Annotated in this window: 9 protein-coding genes and 1 pseudogene; 2 read left to right on the top strand and 8 right to left on the bottom strand. The window is 55.5% G+C overall.

Annotated features, from left to right (window positions below; translation table 11 throughout):
* Positions 1-48: 48 nt before the first annotated feature.
* From LJE63_13810 to LJE63_13845, 8 genes are all read right to left on the bottom strand, one after another.
* Positions 49-2,202 (bottom strand): leucine-rich repeat domain-containing protein, encoded by a 2,154-nt coding sequence (locus tag LJE63_13810; protein MCG6907681.1) that lies wholly within the window; start codon positions 2,200-2,202, stop codon positions 49-51.
* Positions 2,199-4,706, bottom strand: a complete 2,508-nt coding sequence (locus LJE63_13815) for an ankyrin repeat domain-containing protein (protein MCG6907682.1) — start codon at positions 4,704-4,706, stop codon at positions 2,199-2,201. The genes LJE63_13810 and LJE63_13815 overlap by 4 nt, the downstream gene beginning before the upstream one ends.
* A 396-nt stretch (positions 4,707-5,102) precedes the next feature.
* Positions 5,103-5,771, bottom strand: coding sequence for a heme-binding protein (locus LJE63_13820; protein MCG6907683.1), 669 nt, complete (start codon positions 5,769-5,771; stop codon positions 5,103-5,105).
* 96 nt (positions 5,772-5,867) lie between these two features.
* Positions 5,868-6,710: a CPBP family intramembrane metalloprotease gene (locus LJE63_13825; protein MCG6907684.1), complete on the bottom strand. Its 843-nt coding sequence runs from the start codon at positions 6,708-6,710 to the stop codon at positions 5,868-5,870.
* A gap of 148 nt (positions 6,711-6,858) precedes the next feature.
* Complete coding sequence (locus tag LJE63_13830; GenBank protein ID MCG6907685.1) at positions 6,859-7,065, bottom strand: DUF2283 domain-containing protein; 207 nt, start codon at positions 7,063-7,065, stop codon at positions 6,859-6,861.
* 423 nt (positions 7,066-7,488) lie between these two features.
* Positions 7,489-8,286: a transglutaminase family protein gene (locus LJE63_13835; GenBank protein ID MCG6907686.1), complete on the bottom strand. Its 798-nt coding sequence runs from the start codon at positions 8,284-8,286 to the stop codon at positions 7,489-7,491.
* 340 nt (positions 8,287-8,626) lie between these two features.
* A complete protein-coding gene (locus tag LJE63_13840) occupies positions 8,627-8,914 on the bottom strand; it encodes a hypothetical protein (protein MCG6907687.1) in 288 nt (95 codons plus the stop codon).
* A gap of 595 nt (positions 8,915-9,509) precedes the next feature.
* Positions 9,510-10,346: an FkbM family methyltransferase gene (locus LJE63_13845; GenBank protein MCG6907688.1), complete on the bottom strand. Its 837-nt coding sequence runs from the start codon at positions 10,344-10,346 to the stop codon at positions 9,510-9,512.
* A 136-nt stretch (positions 10,347-10,482) separates the two neighbouring features.
* On the opposite strand from LJE63_13845, the gene LJE63_13850 reads away from it, so the two are divergent.
* The gene (locus LJE63_13850) at positions 10,483-10,956 is read left to right on the top strand and encodes a phage integrase N-terminal SAM-like domain-containing protein (protein MCG6907689.1); all 474 of its coding nucleotides are present in this window, start codon (positions 10,483-10,485) and stop codon (positions 10,954-10,956) included.
* An 18-nt stretch (positions 10,957-10,974) separates the two neighbouring features.
* Positions 10,975-11,463, top strand: a pseudogene (locus tag LJE63_13855) (tyrosine-type recombinase/integrase).
* The last annotated feature ends 481 nt before the right edge of the window (positions 11,464-11,944 follow it).

Below are 11,944 nucleotides of genomic sequence, written 5' to 3' on the forward strand. Positions count from 1 at the left end.
TATCTTTCGTTAGGCGCGGACGGTTGGCATTTAATCATGGACTCTGAGCTATACCCCTGTATCACCGGTAGCGGTCTGTGGTGCTGCCGTCGTCTCGGCAGCACGGATCTGAGCCAGCAAGGCATCGTTGAAGTGCAGCCCTTTGAGGCTGGCAGGCGGGGGAACGATTGGCGGCCCCTCGATCGGCACCGGCTGAATATCGGGCGGACGCTCCTCGTCACCTTGCTTGCGAGCGACCGCGTACTCGATCTCCTTGCCGACCCACTTGGAATCTGCCGCAGCGTGCGACCAGAAGAGCAGAAATACATCGCAATGATCAATTTCGCGGTACAGAGCCCTCTCCCAGCGATCTCCGGGATCGAGATCGAGGATGTCCTGGAACACTGACAACCCGGCGATTCGGAAAGCCTGCACCCGGCGCAGGACTTCGGCCCTGTCTTTCGAAGAATAGCTGATGAACGCGCGGCGATAGCGGCGCGCCCGCAGCTCGCGCGCATCGGCGGCACCGGGCGAGGTCCCGGCCGCGGTCAAGGCGACCTGGAAACGCAACGTACCAGCCGGCACGCCAGCGACTGCGATGCGCACGCGCCCGATGACCTGCGCGCCAGCCGCGTCGGCAGGCACCACAACTTCGAATTGCGCCGCCGTCGTGCGGCCACGCCAGACCACCGCCGCGTCGGGTTCCGACACCGTGAGCGCCGGAATCTCGAGGTGCAAATCGACGCGCGTGCCAGGCAGCAGATCGAGCGGCAATGAATACGTGCCCCGTCGCTCGGCCGCCTCGTCCGCCTGGCGCGCCTGCGCGTCCACTTCCGTGGCGGCGTCCGGCGAATACAAGTAGACCTGGACCAAGAACATGCTGTCCCGTGGCACCTGCGGCGGGCAGAAGACGGCGGTATCGACCGGTTCACCACCCCTAGCAGAAGACCCGCGCGTGATCGAGCCGCGAGTGTCCCCTGGCACGGGAGCTGGCAGCGACACGGCACCGGCGGTCTGGCTTGTGGCTTCCGCAACCACCGCCTCCCGCGACGTGGCTTCAAGAGGCTCGGCTTTCTCCGGGCTCTCCACGATCGCACCCGCACGGCCCCGCTTCGTCCCGGGCAGTTCAACCAGCACCGAGTCGGGCACGCGATCAAGGGTACGTTCGGCGAATTCGCAGGTAGCCTCCACGGTGGCGGTTTCGTGGGTGGGTGGAAACTCGAGCAGCACGCTGCCTGACGAAGCCGCAATCTCTCGCGCAGCCTGACGGCCGACACGTGTGAGATCGACACGTGAACCATCACCCAGCCGCATCGATACCGGTGTGCCTGTGAACGCCTTGAAGTAAAGGCTCAGCGAGCTATCGATGGCGGGCTTGCTTGGGAGGTCCAGAACGAAACGGAATTGGTAGTCCGGGGCCTCGAAGTACCGCTTGCCGGCCTCGTAACCGCCGGTGACCAGTTCGCGTAGCGTGCCGGCTCGAGATGCCGTGGCAGCGCGGTCCGCTGCGGGCTTGGGCGGGGCGATCGGGTTGCCGCGTGCCGACAGGCGCCCTATCGCGCCCAATCGGCCCGGGATCTCCGTCAGAAGGTTGTCATCGAGGAAGAGTTCCTCTATGGACCCGGGCAACACCAGCTCGTCGACAGAGGTGAGACGGTTGTGCGAGAGGTCGAGCGTGCGAAGTTCCTTCAGCCTTACCAGTCCGTCCGGCGGCACCGAAAGGCGATTGCTGGCGAGGTCGAGAACCTCGAGGTTGGTCAGGCTGCCCAGATCCGGCAGCCTCTCTAAACGATTGCTGGCGAGATCCAGCCATCGCAGCCCCGAGAGCGACAGTACCGGCTCGGGCAAGGTCCAGAAGAGGTTGCCGAAAAAGCTCAAGCGTTCAAGGCTCGTGCAAGCCGCCAACTTACGCGGCAGGTCGTTCAAGCGGTTCTCAGACAGATCGAGCGACCGTAAAGCGTGCAGACTGCCGATCCCTGCATCGAGCACTCCGATGCGGTTGCCCGACAGATCGAGCTTCTTCAGGTGAGCGAGCTGCCAGAGCTCGGTGGGCAGGGTCCGCAGCCGATTGCCGCTGAGGTCCAGTCGGCGCAAGCTCCGAAGTCCGGCTGTCAGAGGAGGCAACGTCTTCAGCCTGAGCCCGTGAAGATCCAGCGTGTCGGACCGCGCGCGTGATGCGAGCTCGATGGCGCGCTGAGCGCGCGCAAGCGCGGATTCGTTCATGCGTTCCCCTTTGTGCGTGCAGCACTGGTGAGAGCCTCAACCATTGCTGCATGTCCCTTTGCCTGCGCCACCGAGAGCGGGGTACGACCATCCCGATCAGCAATATTCGGATCCGCACCCAGCTCGAGGAGACAGCTCACCCGTCCCGCATCGAAACCCCATGTGGCCGCATACACCGCGGTAACACCCATATCATTGGCGGCGTTGATGTCGGCACCGGCCTGTACCAAGCGACGCAGGCATTGCTCGAGCCGACTGTTGAACGAAAAGTCCCGAGCCCACTCGTTGCGGCCGTCGCTGGCCATGATGAGTGCGGTATCGCCCGTCACGGTGCGCGCATCGACGCCAGCGCCGTGATCGAGCAACCATTCGACCATATCGAGGTGCGCAGTGCGGGCAGCCACCATGAGCGCTGTGACGCCTTCGTCCGTTTCCTCGTCGATGTCCGCCCCCGCATCGAGCAACGCCGCCATGCAATCCGTACCCGCGTTGGCCAACGCGGCATAGTGCAATGGCGTTTCGCCCATACTGGTAGCCGCGTCGGGGTCAGCGCCCCGGCTCAGGAGCCCATGCACGACTTCTGATCGACCGTACCGGGCCGCGAAGTGCAGGGCCGTCACCCCTTCGCCGGTTGCCGCTTGGACGGCAGCGCCGGCATCGCAGAGTGCCATCACCGCAGATCGAGTTGGCGCCCGCATCAGGGCGGTCTCACCGTTGCTGTCCCGCGCGTCGACTTCCGCACCGTGCGCGAGCAGCCAGACCAGGAGCTCCTCGTGGTTTTGTCCCGCAGCCCGGTGCAACGCGGTCCGGCCTTCGGGGTCACGCGACTGGAGCGACGCTCCTGCCGCCGCGAGGGCCTCGGCCACTGCAACACTACCCGCCGTCGCGCAAGCCAGCAACGGTGTGTCGCCATTGGCGGAGGTGCGATCGGGGTCGGCGCCGCAGTCGAGCGCAAGCCGCACGAGGCTGGGGCCTTTGAACACAGCCCGAACCAGCAAGGTGCGGCCATCGGCGTCGGCTGGACCGTCGAGCGGCACGCCGAAGTCACGCAGCGCATGCAGCACCGCACCGATATCGGACATAGTCGGGCCGTGGTAGGTAACCACGCCATGCTCATCGCGCAGCGCACACAGACTTGCCCCAATCTCACCGAGCGGCCAGTCGGCAGTGCTCAGCTTCTCCTGCAATCCCACCTGCTCGTGCAGCAGCCGCCGCAAGACAGCGGGTGCGGCACAACGCCAGGCTGCAGCGAGGACGGCGATCGCCTGCGGCTCGGTCAATGCGCCAAGTGAGGAGACTGCGTCTGCCTGGGCGACGAGGTTAAGATCGTTGAATGCGCGCTCGCAGTCGTCGCCATAAGCACACGGCCGCCGGGGCTCCACCCCGAGCGCAATCGGCACATCGCGCTCCGATTCCCCGAGCCGGCCGTCTGCCCGCAGCGCATCAATCCATGCTGGGCCCTCGGTAAGGGCCTTCTGTATTCGGGCCGCGATGACCTCGTTAGGAGGTATAGCTCGCAAGACATCCTGCTGATCCCCTCGGAAGCCAAAGTGCAGAGCGCCGCGCGCGGACCACGCGGCCGCCGCACGTGATGGCTCGATACCGACGAGGGCCAGCACGAAACGCGCATACGTCGCTCCTACGTGGAGGTCGACGGGGCCTCCGGACTGCATGAGCGACATGTGAAAGTACGGGCCACCCGGTCGCCGCTCGTGGGTACACAGCAATCGCACGCCCGTGAATGCGAGAAAGGCGCGTGGATCGTTGACTTCGAACTGCCGCCCGCGCAGTTCGCAGGCGGAATTCATGAGCTGCGGCAGCGCTGCGGCAAGCTCGCTCAGTGCGGCATCATGTCCGGCGGCTCCGGCACGACTGCCTTTGCCCAGGAAACGATCGAAAACATTGTGGCCAAGTTCATGAGTGATAATGAAGTACAGAGTCCCCGTGCTGTGTAGATCGAGGAGCCTCTCTCGGCCGAAGTGCAGGGAATCGTCGGATTCGCGGCCCTCGACGATGCGGGCGTTAGCCAGCACATGATCGAGAATGGGCATCAGATGACTCGGTGTCAGCGTGCCAATCCGCTCATGCATGTTGATCAGCCCCGCCAATGCCGTGAGGACGTGCGCCTTCAGAGCTTCGTGCTGCAGCACATCGCGGGAGAGTGCCAGGCGCCACAAACCCGATAACGCACCGTCGTCATTGCTGCTCGGCCGCGTCGCAAGGCGCTTCACGTTTGCGAGGAAGGTTCGGGGGTGCAGCGCCGCAGCGTAGGCGCCGAGCGGTGCCGGAAGGTCGGCGGCGAGGAGTCCGTCCATGGAGGTGACTTGAGCGAGCAACGGGAGCGCCGCATCGCAGCCGACCGCACGCGCCAACGCACGCAACTGAGTGAGACTCGCGGCCAAATCGCCGTCGCGCGCAAGGCTCGTAACCACTGCGAGCGCACTCGTCTCGGCGCCCCCGGTAGGTGCCTCGACGAGCAGCTCGTGCAGATCTTCTATGTTCATGCAAATACCTCCAGATGGTGGCGAACGGCCTCCACCACGGCAGCCTTGGTGATGTCCGACGCCGATACAATGGCCCTATGAGCTGCAGCGGTCGTAATCCTTGATCAAAAGCTGCCCGACAGCCGCAACACCACGTGGCTTGTTCTCCCTATTCACTTCCTACGCCTTGAAGCCGTATATCACGCTGGTGGCTCTTCAAGAGGCACCGTCACTTCAACGTCAGATCCTTTCCGGTTGCGAGGTTCAAGACCATAGCGCCGAACGTGATGTCTACAGCCGGTGGGTTACCGCGCTGACAGCACAGTCCCACGAGGTACTGGACGAGCAATTGCGTGAGCATGGCGTCAAGAGCCTAAAATACGCATGAGGCGCTCAGTGAACCGTGCCCGGCGCGGTTCACTGAGTCGCTTCTCCATGCGATTGTTGGGCTTCTTCATGGCCGGTGCCTGCATCGACCGGAATCAGAATTTCGTTCCGCCTCAAGAACCACGGCATAAAAGGAGGGTTGTATCGAGCCCATATCGGCTTGCCCACAATGCTAAGGCCCATTCTCTCAATCCATGACTCAAGTTCCACCTTGTATCGTAGGTAGCCCTTCTCGTTCCAGAAACCGGAGTAGCGTACTGCGGCCATCCGTCGAGCTGGAACCTGGCGCAATGTGACCTTTGGGTCATCTGGTTCCGGAATGTTTTCCAGAGTGTACGAGGCTGGCATCATGAAGCTTACAGCCCACTTTTCCTGAACACGCTGCTGTCCTACGGGTGCCGTCATCTTAATTTTCTCTCCCATCGGCTCTTGGGAAACGGGTGCCGTCATGGCCACTTTGGCACGCGACCGGTTGTCGCCGGAGATATACCGAAAGAGCCTGTTGAATGCGTTGTTTCCGGCCTCCTCGAGATCTCCTTCCACAACGGTTTCGGCGAGGATGTGCGGTGCATAATCGCGGATCTCAAACCTGTTTTCTTGTTTTTCAACGGTGTATGCCGCCTCTTCGATCGCCATGGCATCCGTCCCTCCAATGATTATGATCGTGGCTGCAAATACAGTTCGAATTGAGCGCTTCATAATCACCTCCTTCGATAATTTACATATTCGCCCAACGTCAAGCATCACCGGTGGGAATGGAGCGCAGCGGAATTCCCGTCCGTGTGCATGGCATGGTTAGCCATGAATCCCTTTCCCTTGTGGAATGACTTCTGTGACCGATCCTTCCTTTGTGAACATATTATTGCGGTTCCACCAAACGATCAGGACGGCAGCAACAATCAGCAGGTACGTGTCGTAGGGCTGCGCGTCAGGAAAGATCGGGTTCATGAGTGAGAAATGAAAGAACGCCGACAGCAGAATGCTGCCATGCGACCTGTTGAACAATGCAGTCGCGATGACGCTTATTGCTAAGCACCCAGCAAAGAACGCTGTGAAGGACCACTCGCTCTGCTGGGTTCCGCCCAAGAGGAAGGCCGGCAAATGCCACAGCCCCCATATGGCTCCAAGAATCAGCCCGGCCCAGATTGGAGCGAACTTCCTTTGCAGAAGAGGAAGTGCGAGCCCCCGCCAGCCGAACTCCTCGACGGGGCCTTTGATGGCGGCGAGGCCCAACGCCACGAGCAGTGCCTGAAGGGACGCAAATGGAAACGGTTCCGCAAAAAGGTTCCCTCTGAGCGCGGAACCGCTAATGAAGATCAACGGAATGCCAATGATCAGAAAGACATACCACGCTGCGCCGCAGCGCCAGAGCAACGCTCGTCTGAGGAAGCGCCGCAGACCAGCGATGCCACCGTTGCGGGTAACAAGAGAGAGCGCCGCGATCGCAGGCGCGTACACGGCCAGGAAGAAGAGCGGATGATTGCCGGTGAGCTGGCCAAACACTGTTCCCATAAATTCCGGGAGTAAGATGTACAGCCCAAGCACACCCCAAGCTATGCCGAACGAGATCAGTAGAAAGGGGGTAAATGAACGGAACTGCACGCGGTGCGCTTCAGGCAATGAGATGGTTGGAGGCATGCTTTTCTTTCTTGGCTAGCGGTGGCGGTCAGTGGCAACCAAGATTCCCACTGACATTTGCCAAATTTAAAAAAAATTAATCTGCAAAATAGCTGCAAAATGGATGGCACGACTCTGGCTGTCCACTGCACTGCTTGATTCGGCATTTCTATACTCTTTGATTGGACATTTCTTGATATGAGAATTCCCAGAGCCCAGCATTATCTTTTGCATGTTCTATAGTCATGCTGACAATGTTGCCTTTTTCATCGACGTCAATATAGATATTCTCACTTATTTCTTTAGTCTCATGTACGACCTTGTCTGTGAATTCTATATGAGCAGTATCCGTATCTGAAAAATATTTCATTCTCATATTTTATTCCCCCTTTTATAACCTATCAAAGAACGCATTATGCACCGTTTCGCAATCTTCGAGCAAGATAACCCTCAAGTATTTTCCAACTTCGGATACTTTGGCCCACTTTCTGATCCTTCCATCTGATTGTATCTCAACTTTTTCAGGTTTCTCGATAACCGCCTTTATCCAATCCTCTTTGATCTGAGAACAATCTGGGCGTTTCCTCGTATAATCAAAATATTGTTTGGTCTTCACTTGTCAAAATCCAATCACATTGTTGGTGCCTACGCTTGAGCTCACCGGCGGGGTGGGGTGAACGCAAAAATGTTTGAAAAGGGAATAAACTTTTATCTTGCAAGCAAAACCGAAAACCACTGCCGCCCACCCGGCCAGGTGCAGCAATTTTTTCGCCGATTTAAATCGTCGCTAAGTACTGCCTCAGAAAGGAGGTCCGGCCATTCGTTCGACATTGACGTGCATGCTTAACAGGCTCACTGGATCGCCGAATTGTGTGTAGATGGCAACATCGGCCGCGTCTCGGCCGAAAGCAATTGCGACACGACCTCCCTGGAGATCGGTTTGTGTTGGATCGAACGTGTACCACCGATTTCCGACATAGGCCTCGAACCAAGCGTGAAGATCCATCGGTTCAAGCGTCTCAAGGTAGCCCACAACCATTCGAGCCGGTATCGATAGCGCTCGGCAACAAGCGATGCCCAAATGGGCCATGTCCCGGCATACTCCGCTTCCCAACTCGTTTAGCTCGGAGGCGCTTATGATCTGCTGTCCGGCACCAGGCGTGTACCTTACCGTGTTGCGGATATAATCGACGATTGCAGTGCATTGGTCGTAGCCAGCGCCCCAGCCCGCCGCGAGCGATGCGGCCATTTCAGTGAAACGATCCGATTCACAATACCGGCTTGGGTGAAGAAACGGTAGTGTCTCATAGGGCAACTGTTGCACTTCGACAAACGGGGCTCCAGGGGCCGTGTCGGATGCATCTGCAGTTTCGATGTCAACGGATGTATGCACGGAAAAATACCCAGCCGGTGCGACCAGCCGCTGGCACAGGTTGCCGAACAAGTCAGTGAACTCGACCGCCGATACGCTTGGTGACAAAACATACTGTTCGCGCGCGACCCATTGCTGCCATCCACTCCGAGGGCGCAGCATGAGCAAGAACGGAGTTGGAACCGGAATGTTGAATTCAAGGAAACAGGATGCGTGCAACCACATGACAATCCTTCACTGATTGAGGAACGACTTTCACGTTCGTAGCTGCGATCATTCGTTGGCGAACGTTGGCAGTAACGAGCGTTTTTTCGTAGAGTGAGCGGGAGCGAACGCCGCAGTAAAACGTTCCTGTTAACTGCCCTTGTTAGATGATATTAGCTGATAAATATTTACAGGCGGTTTTCTTTTAAACCCAAAAAACATTATTAACGAAGCCACAATCCAAAATGTGGCGAAGAACCAGTACCACTTACTATGCTCAGGATGATAAACACTCCAAATACCGAAAAGCCCTATACATAAATAAACAACGGATCCAACCCACCTTATAACCAACGGATTCTCAATCTGTTTTAGTAGCATCGACTCCCAAGATTCTTTGCTTGCTCCCATTGGGACGCTTACATTTTGGATTTTTTTTAAGCCCTTTATTTTTCCTTTCATAACAATTTTTTGTTGCAGCATCACCTGTGTGCACTATTTGTGTCACAACAAAATCAAGATTATCCATAAAATCAAAACTTAATTTGTAACTATGCGGGTCATTATACTCACCATCACCGACTATCTCTGACAGAGCATACTGATTTGCTTCGCTGTTAACTTCTACTATCCTCGCATCCAGAACCATCGCATCACTTGTAACACTAATAAGGATTGGGTCTCTTTCTGTAAGATCGCTATTTCTAATAGTTTCTTTTCCATTATTCCAGATAATAACGTTAGCTACAGTAGTCTGTACTTGTGGCGCATCATTAAATAGTACTTTTAATCCTTCTACTGATCCGTGTAGCCCCTAAACTAACTTTTGCGGTTATCTAAAAAGCTCAAGTTGCCTCCCGAGCCCAGGTTTTACAATCCAACCTGGTTTTCAGATTTGGTTCCATTTTAGTTGCTTTCGGTGACACAGATTTCGGCTTGCCGTTTCGTTCAAAAGACAAACTTAAGCTTGGTGGATAACCGCACTAAATTTTGATGATATACCTGATAGCAAGGCCGCTTTTCTCGCTTACTTTTAACAAAGAATATTATAGCTATCACTACGCCAATTATCGCCAATATAAAGCTGCCGATTACCAGGTACGGATTTGCTGCTATTGATTCTATTTCAGCTATCATATGATTCCTTATCATCTAACGCCGCAAATCACCTGCGGCAAAAAGCAGAGCGACGAAGGTGCGGCGCTTTTTGACGTCCGAGTGCATTTGCTTTTTTAGGCCTTTTGCTAAAAATCATGATTGGTTCCACTTACTAAGGATTCGATTTTTTCTTTGTATCTGTATTTTTCAATTGGAGCCCAAATAGTTAAGCCTGGTAAATGGCCAGCTTTCTCATATTTGATATTGCAAAGAAAATCTGCGCAATTGTCATTGTTGTCTTCTATGGCTATTACCGGCCTGCTTTTTTGAATTGTTTCTAATGCACCCTTTAATGCACTCAGTTCATGACCCTCCACATCCAACTGAATTAGCACTAAGTCTTCAATATTAAGGCGATCAATATTTATCGCAGCACAAATCGCGCCTTTATCAGCTATAGTCGAAGCGCCACCCGCATGTCTACCGCCACCCTCGCTTGTGTTGATATAAAGATTACCTAAGCCATCCGAAAGAGCGGAATTCATTAATATAACATTTGCTAAGTTGTTATTGTCCACGCATAACTTTGCGAGAATGTAGTTTTCAAAAACAGGCTCGAATGCATAAACATTCCCCGATACTGATTTAGAGAAATTTGGAATCATATCTCCAAAGAAAGTACCTGCGTGCACCATGGAGCCTTTGAATGATTGGAAAAACTCTCTAACAAAATCATGCGTGTTAGGCTCGTATAGATTACCGTTTAACAAGTTTTTAACTGCCGGTCGATGCAATGCATACTTTGGGACGAAATATTGATTTCCGTCTAAAGTTAGATGTGTAAACTCAATTCCAAATTTTTCATCTTGCATAAATTCGATATCGTGTTGAATGCGACCGACCCCCTTAAGCTTTTTTGGCTTTGGTGCACGTATAATTTCGTAGCCCAAACTTTTGAAAATCTTTTTCACAATCTCTTTCATTGTTTCTCCTATAGTGCACCTATACTGTTTCTCTGCCAAAAGAATAACGTTTTATCCATCATCCCTTCATCATCCTTTTCCTAACACCGCTTTTTTAGCCACGCAGCGCATCGTCAATTGACATTTTCAGTTTGGGATGATGGATAAAACGCTATTCTTTTGCCTGACGATATTCAATATTCATGGAAAATCAAAAACGCCCGCGATTCAAACCGGATCCGAGCTTGAAGCTGATGGATCAGGTTCGTCAGGTGCTGCGCTACCATCATTACGCCAACGCACCGAACAGACGTACTGTAACTGGATTGTCCGGTTCATCAGGTTTCACGGCGCCAAAATCCACCCTGCGGAAATGGGCAAAGTCCATATCGAAGGCTTTTTGAGTCACCTGGCAACCCGGGGCGAGGTGTCGGCAGCCACTCAAAGGCAGGCGCTGAACGCCATCGTCTTTTTGTATCGCCATGTCCTCGGCCAGGAAATCGAGGAGCAGCTCGAGTCCGCACGGGCCAAACGGCACGCCCGGCCGCCGACCGTCATGACCCAGGCCGAGGTCGGGCGCGTCATGGCCGGGTTGGCGGGAACGCACCTGCTGATGGTTAATATCCTTTAAGGATGCGGCCTGCGGTTGATGGAATGCGTGCGTCTGTGGGTGCTGGGTGTGGATTTCGACCGCGGTCTGCTCTATTTGCGGCAGGCAAAAGGGGGCAAGGACCGGACGACGGTTTTGCCGCAGGCGGTCCAATCGGAGTTGCGGCTGCACCTGGAGAAAGTGAAGGATCTTCATGCCGAAGATCTTGAAAACGGATACGGTGAAGTGTATCTGGCGCCGGCCCTGGCGCGAAAGTATTCGTCGGCGTCCAGGGAATTTCGCTGGCAATATGTTTTTTCGGGGAGGAATTTGAGTTGCGACCCCCGCAGCGGCGCCACCCGGCGGCACCATGTGCTGGAGTCCGGCCTTCAGAAGGCCGTCAAAGCGGCGGTGGAGAAAGCCGGAATCCACAAACGGGTCAGCTGTCATACCTTTCGCCATTCGTTTGCCACGCATCTGCTGGAAAACGGCGTCAACATCCGGGTGGTGCAGGAACTGATGGGGCATGCCGACGTCAAAACCACCGAGAGAACTACACCCATGTCATGCAAAAAGACCTGTCGGCGGTTTCAAGCCCCCTGGATCGTCTCCAGGAGAGGGGATCTTAGCCGGGCTCTCGCTGCAACCTGCGCTCCGTGTTTTGGTTAACACGAAAACCGGCACCCCACAACGTGAAACATGCTGTGCGCTCCCGATCCGCGTCGCCGGGACCCCGAGAGGTCTGCAGGCGGCGATAAATCATAACCGGGAGAGGTCCGGCCGCAATTTTCGGATGGGTCACCCCAGCTCCGCAGAGGATGCAAGAACTTGGCGTGGTTGCCGCCTTCCGGAAACACCCAGCCCACGGCTTGCATCTCAAATTTTCGATCCCACCATCGCAAAATTCCAAAAACCTTTTAAAGCCTCCGGTTTTTCACACGCAGTATCTCCCCGATAATCCATCAAAAACCGTCTTCCACGCCAGTGGTATGGATTCTGCTTGGGGGGAGGGTGTAAGTCTCAATCCAAG

Source organism: Desulfobacteraceae bacterium, assembly GCA_022340425.1.
Classification (GTDB): Bacteria; Desulfobacterota; Desulfobacteria; order Desulfobacterales; family JAABRJ01; genus JAABRJ01.